The organism is Bradyrhizobium sp. BWA-3-5, assembly GCF_032917985.1.
In the GTDB taxonomy this organism is placed as follows: Bacteria; Pseudomonadota; Alphaproteobacteria; order Rhizobiales; family Xanthobacteraceae; genus Bradyrhizobium.
Window position 1 is genome coordinate 6651737 of record NZ_CP136626.1, and the last position, 16381, is coordinate 6668117.

Below are 16381 nucleotides of genomic sequence, written 5' to 3' on the forward strand. Positions count from 1 at the left end.
TTGGTAGGACTGGATATCGCTTCGATCATGGGCCACGACGGTCTCCGTTCCCCGGACGCAGCGCAGCACGCAGTGATGCCCTGCAGAGCCGGGGTCCAGGACCGAGCGAATGGGTCCCGGCTCTGCGGAGCAGCGCTGTGCGCTGCGCCGCGTCCGGGACACGCGAGAGCACCAAAGCCTTGTCGGTTCGTAGGGAGTGCCCGCTCTATTCCGCCGCCGATTGGAGCGCCACTTTTTCCGCCCGCACTGCGCAGAACTTGAATTCGGGGATCTTGCCGAACGGATCGAGCGCGGGGTTGGTGAGCAGGTTCGCCGCCGCTTCCGCGTAGCAGAACGGCATGAACACCATGTTCTCGGGTACATCGCGGTCGGAGCGCACCTTGACCTCGACCGTGCCGCGGCGGGTCTGCAGGCGGATGAAGTCGCCGGGCCAGACGCCGAGCTTGCGCATGTCCTTCGGCGACATGAAGGCCACCGCCTCCGGCTCGATCTGGTCGAGCACCTGCGCACGCCGCGTCATCGATCCCGTGTGCCAATGCTCGAGCACGCGGCCCGTCGACAGCACCATCGGATATTCGGCGTCGGGCAGCTCATCTGGCGGGATCACTTTGGCGGGCACGATCTTGCCGCGGCCGCTCGCGGTCGGGAAGCCAGTCGTGAAGATGATCTCGTTGCCGGGCTTGCTCGGATCATCCGCCGGATAGGTGACGGCTCCTTCGCGCACCAACCGTTCCCAGCTGATATTCTTGAGCGAGGGCATCAGCTGCGCCATCTCGGTGTAGACGTCGCCGGGACCCGAATAATTCCACGGCAGGCCCATACGCTTGCCGATCTCCTGGATGATCCAGAGATCCTGACGCGCGTCACCCGGCGGCTTGATCACCTGGCGCGCCAGCTGCACGCGGCGATCGGTGTTGGTGAACGAACCATCCTTTTCCGCGAAGGCAGAGGCCGGCAGAATGACGTCAGCATGGAACGCGGTCTCTGTGACAAAGAGATCTTGCACCACGAGATGATCGAGCATGGCGAGCGCATGGCGCGCATGCTGCAGATCGGGGTCGGACATCGCGGGGTTCTCGCCTTCGATGTACATGCCCTTGATCTCGCCGGCGTGGATCGCATTCATGATCTCGACCACGGTGAGGCCGCGCACGGGATCAAGGTCCTGGTTCCACAGCTTCTCGAAGTTGCCGCGCATGTCATCGCGGCCGACGGGCTGGTAGTCGGGCAGGAACATCGGGATCAGGCCGGCATCGGAGGCGCCCTGCACGTTGTTCTGACCGCGGAGCGGATGCAACCCCGTGCCGGGACGGCCGACCTGGCCGGTGATCAGGGCAAGCGCAATCAGGCAGCGCGCGTTATCGGTGCCGTGGACATGCTGGCTGATGCCCATGCCCCAGAAGATGATCGAGGACTTTGCGCGGGCGTAGGTTCTGGCGACCTCGCGCAGGGTCTCGGCATCGATACCGCAGATCGGAGCCATCTTCTCCGGCGTGAACTCCTTGATCTTCTCCTCGAGGTCCTGGAATCCCTCGGTGTAACCCGCAATGTACTGGTCGTCGGTCAGGCCTTCGGTGATGATCGTGTTGATCATCGCATTGAGCATGGCGACGTCGGAGCCCGGCTTGAACTGCAAATGCTTCGTCGCGTGACGCGACAGCGCCTGCCGGCGCGGATCCAGCACGAAGAGTTTCGCACCCTTCTTTGCCGCGTTCTTGATGTAGGTCGCTGCGACCGGATGGTTCACCGTCGGGTTGGCACCGATCACGATGATGACCTCGGCGTCCATTGCGGCTGCGAACGGCGCCGACACCGCGCCCGAACTCAGACCTTCGAACAGCGCCGCCACGGATGAGGCATGGCACAGCCGCGTGCAGTGATCGACATTGTTGGAGCCGAAGCCGGTGCGCACCAGCTTCTGGAACAGATAAGCCTCTTCGTTCGAGCCCTTGGCGGAGCCGAAACCGGCCAGCGCCTTGACGCCCTTCTCGTCGCGAATCTTCACCAGCCCCTTGGCTGCGATATCCAGCGCCTCGTCCCACGAGGCTTCGCGGAAATGCGTGAACGGATTGGCCGGATCGACCTGGTCGTTGGCGTCCTTCTTCGCATTCGGCAGCCGCACCAGCGGTTTTGTGAGCCGATGCGGGTGGTGGATATAGTCGAAGCCGAAGCGGCCCTTGACGCAGAGACGGTTGTGGTTGGCCGGGCCGTCGCGGCCCTCGGCGTAGATGACTTTCTCGTCCTTGACCTGATAGGTCACCTGGCAGCCGACGCCGCAGAACGGGCACAGCGAATCGACCTTCTTGTCGGCATAGGTGACGCGGGTCTGCTTCTCGTCCAGCATCACGGACGGCATCAACGCGCCGGTCGGGCAGGCCTGCACGCATTCGCCGCAGGCAACGCAGGTGGATTCACCCATCGGATCGTCGAAGTCGAACACGATCTTGGCGCCGGCATTGCGATAGGCCATGCCGATGACGTCGTTGACCTGCACCTCGCGGCAGGCGCGCACGCACAGGCCGCACTGGATGCAGGCATCGAGATTGACGCTCATCGCAGGATGGCTGGTGTCGCTCTGCCACCGTTCGGCCGCCGGGAAACGGCTCTCGGTGACCTCGACCTTCTCGGCCCAATGCCAGAATTTCGAATCGGGATCGTGCGACGTCTCGCGCGCCGGCTGGTCAGCAACCAAAAGCTCCATCACCATCTTCTGCGCGGCGACGGCACGGGCGCTTTCGGTCTTCACCTTCATGCCGACGCTCGGCGTGCGCTTGCAGGACGCGGCCAGCACGCGCTCGCCCTCGATCTCGACCATGCAGGCGCGGCAGTTGCCGTCGGGCCGGTAGTCGGGCTCCGGCGAATAGCACAGATGCGGGATTTCCTTCTGGTGGCGTTTTGCCACTTGCCAGATGGTCTCGCCGGCGTTGGCCTCGACCTGCTTGCCGTCGAGCTCGAACTTGATCTTGGTCATTCCGCGGCCTCGTTCGGCACGAATTCTTCCGGAAAATATTTAATGACTGACGTCAGCGGATTCGAGGCGGCCTGTCCGAGACCGCAGATCGAGGCATCGCGCATCGCCTGGCTCAGCTGATCGAGCAGTTCCCGGTCCCAGACCGGCCGCTGCATTAGCAGCGCCGCCTTCTGCGTGCCGACCCGGCACGGCGTGCACTGGCCGCAGCTTTCATCCTCGAAGAATTTCATCAGGTTCAGCGCCGCATCCTTCACGCTGTCCTGCTCGGACATGATGATGACGGCGGCGGAGCCGATAAAGCAGCCGTATTTCTCCAGCGTGCCGAAATCGAGCGGGATGTTGTCCATCGACGCCGGCAGGATGCCGCCGGACGCGCCGCCCGGCAGATAGGCGTGGAAGGTGTGGCCGTCGGCCATGCCGCCGCAGTACTCATCGATCAGTTCACGCACAGTGAGTCCGGCCGGCGCCAGCTTCACGCCCGGATTCTTGACGCGGCCAGACACCGAATAGCTGCGCAGGCCGTGGCGACCATTGCGTCCGTGTGAATTCCACCAGGACGGCCCCTTCTCGACGATATCGCGCACCCAGAACAGCGTCTCGATATTGTTGATCAGCGTCGGCAATCCGAACAAGCCGACCTGGAACGGATAAGGCGGCTTGTGGCGCGGCAAGCCGCGCTTGCCTTCGATGCTCTCTAGCAGCGAGGATTCCTCGCCGCAAATGTAGGCGCCGGCGCCACGACGGATGTGGATCGTAGGGCCGCCGGGCGGCAGCTTGGCAAGCTCGATAGGAAGTAGTTTTAGCGCGGCCGGGTACTCATCGCGGAGATAGATATAAACGTCGCTCGCATCGATGATATGCGCGCCGATCAGCGTGCCCTCAAGAAACCGATGCACGTCGCGGAGCAGGTAGAAGCGATCCTTGAAAGTGCCGGGCTCCCCCTCGTCGCCGTTGACCGCCATCAGCCGCGGGCCGGGCTCGCCGAGCACCGCGCGCCATTTGCGCCCCGTCGGGAAGCCGGCGCCGCCTAGTCCGCGCAAGCTGGAATCATCGAGCGCCTTCAGGATGTCTTCCTTGCTGACGCGGCCCGCACGCAGGTCATTCAAAAGCTTGTAGCCGCCGTCCTTCACATAGGCATCGTAATCGACGTATTCCGGGATTATCGGGTGGGTCTCGCCGCGCTTCGCCGTCGCCAGCACTTCGGACGTCGTCGCACTGAAAACGTAGTGGTGGCCGACCTCAGCTACAGGTGCCACATCGCAGAGCCCGACGCAGGGCGCGCGCACCACGCGAACGCCGGGGCCGGATTTGTCCTGCAACTCATGCAGCAGCTTTTCCGCGCCCATCATCGCGCAGGTCAGCGAATCGCAGACGCGGATGGTCAGCGGCGCGATGTCAGGTTCGCCCTCCTTCACCACGTCGAAATGCGCATAGAACGTCGCGGTCTCGAACACCTCCGCAAACGACAGCTTCATCTCGTCGGCGAGTGCCGCGAGATGTGCCGCCGAAATCTGGTGGTACTTGTCCTGGATCAGATGCAGGTGCTCGATCAGGAGATCGCGGCGCCTCGGACGGTCGCCGAGCAAGAGCTCGATTTCGTGGGCGGCGGTAGGGTCGACCTGGCGGCCTTTCGGCGTCGCCTTGGCCCGCTTCCGGCCCGCGCCCGGATGCTCGAACGAGCGGACTTCGTGCGCATTGTGGATGTTCATTGACAGCGTCTCGTTCTCTGAGCCTAAATTAGATCGACTCTAATCTCTGGTATGCCAGATGCCAAGCGAATTATGATGTCTTGCTAGGTATTTAAGTCGCTGGCGGTGGCGTGGTTCGTGCGTTCGAGCACCGCCGGCGATTCTAGCCGGTATCGCCCTGCCTGACCCAGCAATGAGAACGCGAAACGACCGCAGGATCAATAAAGCTGTTCCATGCTGCAATAGCGAACGCCTATCGCCATTGCGGCCGAACCCGCGTTGGCGGGCCGCCGTGGGGTTTGATCCCGCACGGCGGCCTTAAACCGTCAGAGGATCTTGACGGCGCTTTCCAGCGTCTTCCAGATGCCCCAGGCCAGCGGAATGCCGACGAAGGCCCAGAACAGCGCGGCTTTGGCGTCGAGCCCGCCGAAGCCGATACCATAGGAGCCCGACGGCGCCGAGTTCCCGGCGCTCGCCGTCGCGGCCTGTAGCTTGGCGACCTCGGCATCGCTCATGTGCCACTTCTTGTCGACCGGCTTGATCAAATAGTTGCAGATCAGGCCCGCGATCAGCATCGCACACAGGATGTACATCGTGGTGTTGTAGAGCTGGTCGCGCGGAACGCCGGCCGCGAGCTGGAATTCGCGGATGTAGTTCACCACCACCGGACCGATGATCCCCGCGGTCGACCATGCCGTCAGCAGCCGGCCATGGATAGCGCCGACGAACTGCGTGCCGAACATGTCGGCGAGGTAGGCCGGCACGGTCGCAAAGCCTCCGCCATACATCGACAGGATGATGCCGAAGCCGAGCACGAACAAGAGCTTCGAGCCCATCGCCGCAAATGTCGGCGCCAGCGCGTAGAGCGCGATGCCGAGGATGAAGAACGTATAATAGGTGTTCTTGCGGCCGATCTTGTCGGATAGCGAGGCCCAGAAGAAGCGGCCGCCGATATTGAACAGCGAGAGCAGCCCGGCGAAGCCGGCCGCGATGCCGGCAATCGTCGCTTTCTGTGTCGCATCGAGCTGGTTGAAGCCGACGTCGGGCAACCCGATCAGCTTGCCGGCGAAGATTTCCTGCAGCATCGGCGAAGCCATGCCGATCACGCCGATACCGGCCGACACGTTGAGACAGAGCACCCACCAGATCAGCCAGAACTGCGGCGTCTTGTGCGCGTCCTTCAGATGGACGTGGTTCTGCGAGATCATCGCGTTGGCCTTCGCCGGCGGCGTCCAGCCTTCGGGCCGCCAGCCCGCCGGCGGAAGCCGGTAGCGGAAGGCGCCGATCATCATGAACACGAAATAGATCACGCCCATCGCGACGAAGGTTTCCCAGACGCCGACCGAAGTCGGGGTCTTGAAATAGTTCATCAGCAGGTTGGCCAGCGGCGCGCCGATCATGGCGCCGCCGCCGAAGCCCATGATCGCCATGCCGGTCGCCATGCCGCGCCGGTCCGGGAACCATTTTACCAGGGTCGACACTGGCGAGATGTAGCCGAGGCCGAGACCGATGCCGCCGATCACGCCGGAGCCGAGCCACAGCAACCACAGTTGATGGGTGTAGACGCCGATCGCGCCGAGGAAGAGCCCGCCGCACCAGCACATTGCCGAGACGAAGCCGGCCTTGCGCGGGCCGACGCGCTCGAGCCAGCCGCCCCACACCGCGGCGGCAATGCCGAGCAGCACGAAGAACAGCGTGTACATCCAGCCCATACTGGCGACCTTCCAGTCGCAGGTGGTGGTGAAGAGCTCCTGGACCAGCGTCATGTCGGGGCATGCCTTCGGCGCACTCAGCCCGATCGCGCGCGACAGCGGCAGCCAGAACACACTGAAGCCATAGGCCATGCCTATGCAGAGATGGATACAAAGCGCGGCCGGCGGCACAAGCCAGCGATTGAAGCCGGCCGTCGCGATCGTACGCTCCTTGTCAAGGAACCCTGTTCCTGCACCGGGGATGCTCCCGGCGCTGCTGATTGTTGTCATCGCTATTTTCCCCTGCAGCCCGCGCTTTGAGCCGGGCTTTCGTTACTGTCTTCGATTTCGTCACCCTCAGCCTGCAGTGGAACAGCCCCATCCTGCCGTTCCATGCGGTTTTCCGGAACGCGCGGGACTCGCGCATTCGGAGCTTCCACCCTGATGCTTTTGGATTGTGCTCGCAGCAATGCCGGCGAATTGAGGTGAGATTTTGCCCGCATGAACAGACGGCCAGCAGCTCAATTCGACAGTGCAACCGTCCGTCGTTGTCCTCCCTTTCAACTTTGTTGAAGAAGGGATTAGCAATCCATGTGCCAAATCGCTCGATGTCTGGAATCAATGACTTGTGAGGGAACGTCCCTGCAATCAGGACAAATTGTCCTGACACCGCCGGACAAAATGTCCGCCAGTCGCATTAGTCGGCCTCCGGAAGCCACACGCGGAATGTGCTTCCTCGGCCGATTTCGCTCTCCACCGTAATCTGGCCACGCTGGCGCTTGATCAGCGTCTGACTGATGGAAAGACCCAGACCGGTGCCTTCCCGGCGCTTCGTCGTGAAGAAGGGGTCGAAGACCTTCTCCACGACGTCGGGTTCCATGCCAATTCCTGTGTCGCCCACCTCGATGGTGATACCAGGCACTCCATCCCGATCGGCGTCGTATGAACGAAGCGTCAGGCGTCCGCCGTCCGGCATCGCGTGGATGGCGTTGACGATCAGGTTGATCAGCACCTGTTGCAGCTCGGTACGGTTCATCAGGACCAGGCGGCTGGCCCGATCCTTTCTCTCCACCTTGATTTCCGTCTTGTTGAGGAGATGCTGCACCAGTGGCAGGCAGTCCGCCACCACGGCTCCCGGCGCATGACGCTCGACATAGCCGGCGTACTCTTCAGGTCGCGCGAATTGCAAAAGCTTGGTGACGATCTGGCTGATGCGGTGGATCTGCTCGTCGACCAGACGGAACTCGATCTTGGCCCTTTCGACCTCGTCGCCGATCACGCTTCTGATAACGTCGAGATTGCCCTGCATCACCGCGATCGGATTGTTGATCTCGTGCGCCACGCCCGCGGTGATCTCGCCGATCGCCGCGAGCTTTTCGGACATGATGAGCTGCTTGGTGGTCGCTTCCAGCTTCAGGTTGGCGAGTTCGAGGTCGCGCGTTCGCTCACTCACCCGGATGTTCAGCTCCTCGTTCCATTCGCGGAGCTGGCGGTCGCGCTCCTGGATCTGGTCCAGCAATGTGTCGAGGTGAACCGCCACGCGGCCGATCTCGTCGCCTGACGCCGGGAGTTTGGTGCGCGCGGAGAGATTGCCGCTCTCGACCTCGCCGATCGTCGCTGTGACTCGTTCGAGCGGCATGAAGATCGATTGCGCCCAGCGCAGGAAGACCGGCACGGTCGCCGCCGTGATCGCGATGAAGGCGAGCGCAATGATCAGTAGCGTCTCAAGCTTGGCGTCGTTGAACGGCTTCTGCAGAAAGCCGACATAGAGCATGCCGACGCGCTTGCCATAGGTATCGACGAGCGGCTCATAGGCCGAGATGTACCAGTCGTTGACGACGAAGGCGCTGTCGAGCCAGGTGCGCCCCTCCCCCAACACCGCGGAGCGCACCGCCGCCGACACCCGCGTCCCCAACGCACGCCGTCCCTCGAACAGGCGAACGTTGGTCGAGACCCGCACGTCATCCAGGAACAACGTCGCCGTACCCTGGCTGCCTTCCGGCAGGCTGGCCGCCTGATAGACGAGGTCATTGATCGTATCGATGAATTCCAGATTCTGGTTCAGCAGAATCCCGCCAACCAGCGCGCCCGGCCCGCCGCCGGGCGCGCTTGCGCGGCTCGCCGCATGCACCACCATGCCATGGGTTTCCGTGCTCCGGTCGGTCGGCACCGCATTTGGCGTCGACACCAGGTCGAGGCGCGCACGCTCGGCAAGCGCAGGCGAAATCGCCGCAAGCTCATCCGAGGTGAAGATATCGATGCCGGTCGATGGAGATTGGCCCGACAGCGCCGAAGCGATGATCGGCCAGTCCGATCTCGGCGCCCCCTTGAGCGCGGGCGACGAAGCGACGACTTTTCCACTTGCATCCATCAAATAAAGGAAGTCGAGGCCCATCTCCTTGCGGGACTGTTCGATCAGCGTCTCGACGGCGGACAGCGTTTCCTGTTCTTCGACTTCCCGGAAGCGAAACGAGAGGCTGAGCCCGCGGATCTGAACGCCGGTCTTTTCCAGGATGCGGGCGAGATATTGATGAGCGATGGTGAGATCGCCGTTCACCTTCGAGATCAGCGTCGCATCGAACCGCGCATTCCAGCGATAGGCCGCGACGCCGAGCAGCAGCGGCAGGATGACCAGCATCGGCAGCAGCGCGATGGCAAGCAGCCGGAAGCGAACAGATTGTCCGCGAACGGGGTCTTGCATGCTGCCAGCCCGGTCAGCCATTCCATAACGCGAGTTTGCGGTCGATGGTCTTGCGCGAAATGCCGAGACGCCGCGCCGCTTCCTCGCGGTTGCCGCCGGCTTCCTTCAGCACCGAAAGAATATGCCGGCGCTCCAGATCCGCCAGACTGTCGGCGGTGGCGGCCTGGCCGTCGTTCCGGGGACCAGCAAAATCGTCCGGGAATGCGCCGAGGATCAAGGTGCGCTCGATCAGGTTGCGCAACTCGCGCACATTGCCGGGCCAGTCATAGCTCGCCAGCGCAGCCCGCACGGCGCTGTCGATCGGCACCGGCAGCATGCCGAGCTGCAGCGAGAGCTTGTTCATGAAGATCGAGGCGAGTTCCTGCACGTCGTCGCCGCGATCTTTCAACAGCGGCAGATGGATTTGCATGACGTTCAGCCGGTAATAGAGATCGGCCCGGAAGCGTCCCTTCTCCACCGCCTTCTGCAGATCGGCATTGGTCGCAAAGATGAAGCGCAGATCGACCGGCACTTCGCGCTCGGCGCCGACCGGGCGGACACGCCGATCTTCCAGCACGCGCAGCAGCTTGCTCTGCATCGGCAGCGGGAGTTCGCCGATTTCGTCGAGGAACAGCGTGCCGCCGTGCGCATACAGGAACAGGCCCTCGCGGCCGCCTTCGGCGCCGGTGAAGGCGCCCTTGATGTGCCCGAACAGCTCGCCCTCGATCATCTCGGGCGGAATGGCGGCGCAGTTGACTGGCACAAAGGGCTTGTCGGCGCGATCGGACAATGAGTGGATAGAGCGTGCCGCGACCTCCTTGCCGGTACCGGATTCGCCGGTCAGAAGGATCGATGTCGGCAGCGGGGCGACACGCGCAATGGTCTCGCGCACGCGGCGGGCCGCCGGCGACTCCCCGATCAGATTGTCGCGCAGGAAGGTGCGATCGGATGACGCGCGCAGCGCATAACGCAGCACATAGTTCTCGCGCTGCAGCCTGACCCGGTCGAGACAGCGTGCGACCGCATTGAGTATCTGGTTGGAGCGGAACGGTTTCAGCACGAAATCCACCGCGCCGGCGCGCAGCGCCTGAATGGCGGTGTCGAGATCGGCATAGGCGGTGATCAGGATGGCGTCGGCAAAGAAGCCGACGGCGCGCTGCTCTGCCAGCCAGTCGACGCCGTTCTTGCCCGGCATGATGTTGTCGAGGATGACGATGTCGAATCGGCTCTTGTCGAGCTTGCGCGAGGCTTCGTCCGTATCGGCCGCTTCCTCCACATGCTTGCAGCGCGGTCCCAGCGTGCGCATCAGGAAATTGCGCATGCCCGGCTCGTCATCGATAATCAGGATCGAGGCCTGCGCCAGCGCGCTGAACTCAGCCGTACCGGCCGATTTGCCGAGCTTTGCCGCCGGCTCATTGGCCGTGGCAGTGGGTGCCGCCGCGCTTGCCTTCGATGTTGGGAGGTTCATGCCGGGATTTCTAGGACCGTATGTCGCACCCGGCAATCGTACGTTTTAATGAGGTCGTTGTCCTACGCGGGGCTTGCAGACACCCACATCATGCATTCGCTTCTTCTATCGACCCATTTGTTTTTTCAATCAAAAATACGATGCGGTCCTGGCTGCGCTCGGTGATTTCGACCCTGTCGCCGGTCTCGCGAATGAGGTTCGGGATGTCGATCACCGAGAGCGGATCGGTGCACAGCACCTCCAGCCGGTCGCCGGCCGGCAGGTTCTTTAAGGCCTTGCGTGTTTTCAGCGCCGGCAAGGGGCATTTCAGCCCGGCCAGATCGAGTTTTGTCGTGGTCATGCTGCGACCATGGCGAAGCGGCTCGGCATCGTCAACGGACATCAGTTGATCAGCGCCGCATAGGACAGGAACCCGACCATCTGGCCGGGCGATACCTGCGTGACGTCCTCGCCGAGCTCGATCAGGCCATCGGTCTCCGTCAGCGAGGACAACAGGCCTGCGCCTTCGCGTGGAAACTTTTCCGCTTCCAGCGCGCCATCCGCGCCCTTGCGCAAGGTGACGCGGACATATTCGCGGCGCGAAATCTTCTTCTTGTAGGCGAAAGCCGCGCGGACGGGCATTGGCGTCAACGGTTCCGGCCGCGCGCCCGACAGCGCGAAAACAGTCGGCCGCACCACATGGACGAAGGTGACAAAGCTCGCCACCGGATTGCCGGGCAATCCAACGAAGGGCGTGCCGCCGATGATGCCCATCGCGACGGGACGTCCCGGCTTGATCGCCATCCGCCACAACACCAGCCGGCCGACGCTCTCGACGCTTGCCTTGACGTGATCCTCCTCGCCGGTCGAAACGCCGCCGGTGGTGAGGATCAAATCGTGCGCGGCAGCCACATTCTGCAACGCGCGGGCAAGCGCAGCGCGGTCGTCCCTGATGATCCCGAGATCGCTGATCTCGCAGCCGATGCGCGCGAGCATCGCCATCAGCATGAAACGGTTGGAATCGAACAATTGCGCCGCCGCGCGCGCTTCGCCGGGTGAAGCCAACTCGTTTCCGGTGGAGAACACGGCCACGCGTAGACGTCTGACGACCTCGAGCCCGGTCAACCCAAAGGCGGCCGCAAGCGCAACGTCCTGTGGCCGCAACCGCTGGCCAGCCTGCAACGCCGCAACACCTAAAGGAATATCTTCGCCCGCGGGACGCACATTGGCGCCGGGTTTGAGGCCCGCAGGAAGCACGACCTTGCCGCCGTCGACGCGAACGTCTTCCTGCATGAACACGGTATCGGTGCCATCAGGCATCGGCGCGCCGGTAAAAATTCGCACCGCGTGTCCCGGCTTGAGCGACGCGGAGGCGGTACTGCCCGCCTGAACACGGCCGCTCACCGCAAAGGTCTGCTCGTCCTTTTGGGGCAGGTCGCGGCTCGACACTGCGTAGCCGTCGACGGCGGAATTGGTGAAGGGCGGCAGCGGCAGCGGCGCCAAAACGTCGTGCGCCAGAATGCGGCCGTCGGCTTGCACAAGCGCGACCTTCTCGACATCCAATACCGGCGTCACGCGGGTAGCGATGAGATCCACGGCCTCATCGACCGACATCATCGGACCGCCGAAGGCAAAGCAATCGTCGGACAGTTGCGCCATGTGTCTAGTCAGCCCTCAGCTTCGCATTTGGCCAAAACGTCTCGAGCGAGATCGCCGATTTCAACATCATCGCCGTCACCGCCTCGATATCGTCGAGATGGGCGGTCGGCAGCGTGGTTTCAACCGCCGTGTCGGTCGCAATGCCGACGATGCCGGGATCGTCGGGGAACAACAGCGGCTTGCCGTTGGCGGCGCGATGAACCTCGATCTTGCGATGCGGTTCGCGCTTGAATCCTTCGACGACAACGAGGTCGACCGGCGACATCTTCGCCAGCAGTTCCGGCAACCGCGGCTCGCTGGCGCCGCGCAATTCGCGCATCAGAGCCCAGCGCTGGCTGGAGGACACCAGCACCTCGGCCGCGCCGGCCTCGCGATGCCGCCAGGAATCCTTGCCGGGCACGTCGACATCGAAGGCATGATGGGCGTGCTTGATCACGGAGACGCGAAGGCCCTGTTTTGCGAATTGCGGGATCGCCCGCGTCAGCAAGGTGGTCTTGCCGGCGCCACTCCATCCCGCCAGGCCTATTACTTTCATCTTATACTCCGATGGCGGCTTCTCCACCGTCATTGCGAGGAGCGAAGCGACGAAGCAATCCATGCTTCCCTTGCGGCACGATGGATTGCTTCGCTTCGCTCGCAATGACGGCGAGTGGCCGGATTGTCCATATCCCGAAATGCTTTATATCGGCTGGAAGCCGTTGTCATGCTAACCTCTGTCCTATGATGAAGATGGAAAAAACCCCCGCCCCCCTGATCGTGCCGAATCCCGAGGACCCCCGGGTGACCGAGCGCGTCGCCGGCACCGACCAGACCGGCGCTTCAGTCGAAATCCGGGTACCGGTCGAACGGCCGCTGACGCTGTATCTGAACGCGCAGGAGATCGTCACCATGATGACGATCGGCGACTACCCGGAATATCTGGCGCTCGGCTATCTGCTCAACCAGAACATGCTGAAATACGACGACGTCGTCACCGAGGTCGAGTATGACGATGACCTGCAGGTCGTGGTGGTGCGCACCGAGCATCACACCAATTTCGAGGCCAAGCTGAAGAAACGCACGCAGACCTCCGGCTGTGCGCAGGGCACTGCGTTCGGCGATCTCCTGGAGGCGGTGGAAAGCGTGGCGCTGCCGAAGGCGGAATTGCGTACCTCCTGGCTCTACGAGATGACGCGCGCGATCAACACCATGCCCTCGCTCTATCTGGAAGCCGGCGCGATCCATGGCTGCGTGCTGTGCAAGGAAGGCGCGCCGGTCTGTTACACCGAAGACGTCGGACGCCATAACGCCGTCGACAAGATCGCCGGCTGGATCTATCGCCACGGCGTCGATCCCGCCGACAAGATCCTCTACACCACCGGCCGCCTCACCTCGGAGATGGTGATCAAAACGGTGCGGATGGGCATTCCCATTCTCGTCTCGCGCTCCGGCTTCACCGCATGGGGCGTCGAGCTGGCGCGGCAGGTCGGGCTGACGCTGGTCGGGCGCACCCGCGGCAAGCGCTTCATCGCGCTGTCGGGACAGGAGCGGATCGTGTTCGACCAGAACCTCGACTATGTCGAGGAGGAATCCGCGCGGCACAAGCGCAAGGGCGAAGAGCGTGACGACTAAAATTCCCGGCGTTCTCCTGGCAGGGGGCCTCGCGCGGCGGATGGGCGGCGGCGACAAGCCGATGCGCACCATCGGCGGCCGCACCATTCTGGATCGCGTGATCGCGCGCCTTGCGCCGCAATGCGACGGCCTCATCCTCAACGCCAATGGCGATCCGGCGCGCTTTGCGGCATTCGGCCTGCCGGTCATCGCCGATGGCGTCACCGATTTTCCCGGCCCGCTCGCCGGCATTCTGGCGGGGCTCGACTGGGCTGCGGCCAACCGGCCCGATGTAAGGCTTGTTCTCAGCGCCGCCGCAGACTGCCCGTTCCTGCCGCGCGATCTGGTGGCGCGGCTACATGATGCGCTGGAAGCGGAGAATGCCGAATTGGCTGTCGCCGCTTCTGGTGGCCAGTCGCATCCAGTGATCGGCCTATGGAGCGTCGGCTTGCGCGAAGAGCTGCGTCACGCGCTTGTGGTCGAAGACATCAGGAAGATCGACCGTTGGACCGCGCGCTACAGGCTGGCGACGGTGACGTGGCCGATCGAACCGCTCGATCCCTTCTTCAACGCCAACACCATGGACGACATTGCGGAGGCGGAGCGGCTGGCCGCCCTTGATGGCGGTTAGGCGCCAGATTGCCGCAGACGGCGCCTTGAACCCGGTGCCGGCTGATCAAGTAACGCCGGACTCCCGAGCTACCAGGATATTGACGGAATCGGTCGGGATTTCGCGTCCAGGTTAAATACGATTTAATGTAGCTGCCGGTAAAATGACCCCCGCGCAATTGACGCGAGGCCATCGCCATGTTTGGTCGCAGGACAAGTTTCGGCACGAGGCAGCCAACCGTTGCCGAAATAAGAGCAATGCCTCGGACGCCCGACGCGGATGGCGTAAGCCGCGTTATCCCGAAGGAAATCTGGGACGATCCGAAGATCGGCAACATGCTGCGGGAGTGTGGCTTTGCCCCCGACGATCGGCGCAACATCCTGCTCACCGCCGACGATTACATCGCTCTTTTCGCCGCCGCCAGGAAGCGGCTGGAAGAGCGCACCGAGACCTTCAACCGTGAAATGACCGCACGCCATGGCTATTGCCGTGCCGCGCCTTTTCTGGTGATCGACCACACGATCTGGGACGGCGAGCATGGTGCATTCTTGTATGCTTCAATGGACCTCATCGGCTTCGACGAGTGGAACGTGCTTATGCTCGCCACGGATATGCGCACCAAGGAGGCCTGTGACATCGCAGGTCATCCCGGCTCGATACCGGCGGTGACGGAAGTCATGACCACGCGGGTCGTCGATTGGAAGCAACGCCATGAGACCGCGCTCGACGCGTACGGTGTCACGGCCTTGGGCGGCCAAGGCATGACGCAAGAGCAATACGAGGCGGAAAAGGACGCGCTGCGCCGGGAGATCGTCGACAATGTCGGCTGGATGAAGTCCCGGATCATCAGCGAATTGTTGCGGGTTCAGGGTTAAAGAACTACGCCGCGAGCGGGACGGTCCACGCGTCGTAGCCGTACACCCAGTCGGTATCCGTCTTCCCACTTAGCCAGGTGTTGGCGCGCGAGGTTGTTTGTATGCGCGCCGTCCGTTCCTTGCGCGTCGCTTCGAAGCGGCGAAACGCGTTCGCGATACCTTCCCGCTCGATACCATCGAGGCAGCGCGACAGGACGGCGGCGTCTTCGATCGCCATCGCCGCGCCCTGCGCCATGTAAGGCGTCATCGGGTGGCAGGCATCGCCTAGCAGCGTCACGTTGCGATCTGCCCAGCGCTCCAGCGAATTGCGGTCGACGATCGCCCATTTATGGACGTCGGGACATGCCGCCAGCACCTGCTCGACCTGCTGGTGGAAGCCGGCGAACGCCTTGCGCAATTCCCTGACATCGCCCTTTGCCGACCATGACTCGATCCGGAAGTCCGGCTCCGGCTGGCTGGTGACGAGATAGACTTCGCTGCGGTCCGGCTTGACGTAATAGATGACGATGTGGCGGTCCTCGCCCCACCATTTGGTGCAATCGTCGATTTTCTCACCGCCGAGCAGCGCGGCGGGATAGGTGGTGCGGTAAGCGATCCGCCCGGTGAAGTTCACCGGCGAGACGCCGAACAGGATGTCCCGCACGATCGAATGGACGCCATCGGCGCCGATCACGGCATCGGCCATGACGGTCGTGCCGTTGGCAAAGACGAGCCGAACGCCGTCGCCGCCTTCATCTAGCCCGACCAGTTTGTGGTTGAGCCTGATACAGGCATCAGGCCCCGCGCTGGCAAGCGCCGCATGCAGATCGCCACGATGCGCCAAAAGATACGGCGCGCCGAATTTCTGCTCGGCGCTCTCGCCGAAGATCATGTCGAACTTGATGTCGCCGCTGCGCCAGTCGCGGTTGTTCCAGGAGCGCGGATAGAAGGACTGCGCGCGCAGCCTTGTCTCCAATCCAAGTTCGCGTAGCACCTTCATGGCGTTGCAGCCGATCTGGATGCCGGCGCCCAACCGCGCGAACTGCGCCGCCTGCTCGTAGACAGTGACCTCGATGCCCACCCGCCTCAGCGCGGCGGCGGTGGCGAGCCCTCCCATGCCGGCGCCGATGATCGCAATCGATAGCGGTCTTGCCATTCCTATCCCTGCCCGAGCCGCTTCTATGGCGGCTT

The 16381-nt window shown here is 63.2% G+C and carries 12 protein-coding genes; 3 read left to right on the forward strand and 9 right to left on the reverse strand.

Going from position 1 to position 16381, the window contains the following annotated elements; genetic code table 11:
* Nucleotides 1–205: 205 nt before the first annotated feature.
* The 8 genes from fdhF to mobB form a co-directional block, all read right to left on the reverse strand.
* Nucleotides 206–2971 (reverse strand): formate dehydrogenase subunit alpha, encoded by a 2766-nt coding sequence (gene fdhF / locus RX331_RS31970; RefSeq protein ID WP_317253570.1) that lies wholly within the window; start codon nucleotides 2969–2971, stop codon nucleotides 206–208.
* Nucleotides 2968–4680, reverse strand: a complete 1713-nt coding sequence (locus tag RX331_RS31975) for an NADH-ubiquinone oxidoreductase-F iron-sulfur binding region domain-containing protein (RefSeq protein WP_317253571.1) — start codon at nucleotides 4678–4680, stop codon at nucleotides 2968–2970. The genes fdhF and RX331_RS31975 overlap by 4 nt, the downstream gene beginning before the upstream one ends.
* A gap of 305 nt (nucleotides 4681–4985) precedes the next feature.
* Nucleotides 4986–6641 (reverse strand): OFA family MFS transporter, encoded by a 1656-nt coding sequence (locus RX331_RS31980; protein WP_317253572.1) that lies wholly within the window; start codon nucleotides 6639–6641, stop codon nucleotides 4986–4988.
* A 406-nt stretch (nucleotides 6642–7047) separates the two neighbouring features.
* The gene (locus RX331_RS31985; protein WP_317253573.1) at nucleotides 7048–9051 is read right to left on the reverse strand and encodes a cache domain-containing protein; all 2004 of its coding nucleotides are present in this window, start codon (nucleotides 9049–9051) and stop codon (nucleotides 7048–7050) included.
* A gap of 13 nt (nucleotides 9052–9064) precedes the next feature.
* Entirely contained in the window at nucleotides 9065–10498 is a 1434-nt protein-coding gene (locus RX331_RS31990) for a sigma-54 dependent transcriptional regulator (protein ID WP_317253574.1), read from the reverse strand.
* 88 nt (nucleotides 10499–10586) lie between these two features.
* Nucleotides 10587–10838: a sulfurtransferase TusA family protein gene (locus tag RX331_RS31995; protein ID WP_317258284.1), complete on the reverse strand. Its 252-nt coding sequence runs from the start codon at nucleotides 10836–10838 to the stop codon at nucleotides 10587–10589.
* Nucleotides 10839–10879: 41 nt separating this feature from the next.
* Nucleotides 10880–12136 carry a gephyrin-like molybdotransferase Glp gene (gene glp / locus RX331_RS32000; protein WP_317253575.1) on the reverse strand — a complete coding sequence of 419 codons (1257 nt, stop codon included), beginning with the start codon at nucleotides 12134–12136 and terminating at the stop codon, nucleotides 10880–10882.
* A gap of 4 nt (nucleotides 12137–12140) precedes the next feature.
* Entirely contained in the window at nucleotides 12141–12671 is a 531-nt protein-coding gene (mobB, locus tag RX331_RS32005) for a molybdopterin-guanine dinucleotide biosynthesis protein B (protein WP_317253576.1), read from the reverse strand.
* Nucleotides 12672–12856: 185 nt separating this feature from the next.
* Between mobB and fdhD the strand changes: the two genes are divergently transcribed.
* The 3 genes from fdhD to RX331_RS32020 all read left to right on the forward strand — a co-directional run bounded on the left by fdhD (nucleotide 12857) and on the right by RX331_RS32020 (nucleotide 15211).
* A complete protein-coding gene (gene fdhD, locus RX331_RS32010; RefSeq protein WP_317253577.1) occupies nucleotides 12857–13747 on the forward strand; it encodes a formate dehydrogenase accessory sulfurtransferase FdhD in 891 nt (296 codons plus the stop codon).
* Nucleotides 13692–14357: a molybdenum cofactor guanylyltransferase MobA gene (gene mobA, locus RX331_RS32015; protein ID WP_317253578.1), complete on the forward strand. Its 666-nt coding sequence runs from the start codon at nucleotides 13692–13694 to the stop codon at nucleotides 14355–14357. The genes fdhD and mobA overlap by 56 nt, the downstream gene beginning before the upstream one ends.
* A 176-nt stretch (nucleotides 14358–14533) precedes the next feature.
* The gene (locus tag RX331_RS32020) at nucleotides 14534–15211 is read left to right on the forward strand and encodes a hypothetical protein (protein ID WP_317253579.1); all 678 of its coding nucleotides are present in this window, start codon (nucleotides 14534–14536) and stop codon (nucleotides 15209–15211) included.
* Nucleotides 15212–15215: 4 nt separating this feature from the next.
* On the opposite strand, the gene RX331_RS32025 is transcribed toward RX331_RS32020, so the two are convergent.
* Nucleotides 15216–16346: an FAD-dependent monooxygenase gene (locus RX331_RS32025; protein WP_317253580.1), complete on the reverse strand. Its 1131-nt coding sequence runs from the start codon at nucleotides 16344–16346 to the stop codon at nucleotides 15216–15218.
* Nucleotides 16347–16381 lie beyond the last annotated feature (35 nt).

What these genes read in the sequence shown, in the direction of transcription:
- mobA (WP_317253578.1), top strand. Translation starts at nt 13,692, where the DNA reads ATGTCGAGGAGGAATCCGCGCGGCACAAGCGCAAGGGCGAAGAGCGTG.
- RX331_RS31990 (WP_317253574.1), bottom strand. Translation starts at nt 10,498, where the DNA reads ATGAACCTCCCAACATCGAAGGCAAGCGCGGCGGCACCCACTGCCACG.
- glp (WP_317253575.1), bottom strand. Translation starts at nt 12,136, where the DNA reads ATGGCGCAACTGTCCGACGATTGCTTTGCCTTCGGCGGTCCGATGATG.
- RX331_RS31985 (WP_317253573.1), bottom strand. Translation starts at nt 9,051, where the DNA reads ATGCAAGACCCCGTTCGCGGACAATCTGTTCGCTTCCGGCTGCTTGCC.
- RX331_RS31980 (WP_317253572.1), bottom strand. Translation starts at nt 6,641, where the DNA reads ATGACAACAATCAGCAGCGCCGGGAGCATCCCCGGTGCAGGAACAGGG.
- RX331_RS32025 (WP_317253580.1), bottom strand. Translation starts at nt 16,346, where the DNA reads ATGGCAAGACCGCTATCGATTGCGATCATCGGCGCCGGCATGGGAGGG.
- fdhF (WP_317253570.1), bottom strand. Translation starts at nt 2,971, where the DNA reads ATGACCAAGATCAAGTTCGAGCTCGACGGCAAGCAGGTCGAGGCCAAC.
- fdhD (WP_317253577.1), top strand. Translation starts at nt 12,857, where the DNA reads ATGATGAAGATGGAAAAAACCCCCGCCCCCCTGATCGTGCCGAATCCC.
- RX331_RS32020 (WP_317253579.1), top strand. Translation starts at nt 14,534, where the DNA reads ATGTTTGGTCGCAGGACAAGTTTCGGCACGAGGCAGCCAACCGTTGCC.
- RX331_RS31995 (WP_317258284.1), bottom strand. Translation starts at nt 10,838, where the DNA reads ATGACCACGACAAAACTCGATCTGGCCGGGCTGAAATGCCCCTTGCCG.
- mobB (WP_317253576.1), bottom strand. Translation starts at nt 12,671, where the DNA reads ATGAAAGTAATAGGCCTGGCGGGATGGAGTGGCGCCGGCAAGACCACC.
- RX331_RS31975 (WP_317253571.1), bottom strand. Translation starts at nt 4,680, where the DNA reads ATGAACATCCACAATGCGCACGAAGTCCGCTCGTTCGAGCATCCGGGC.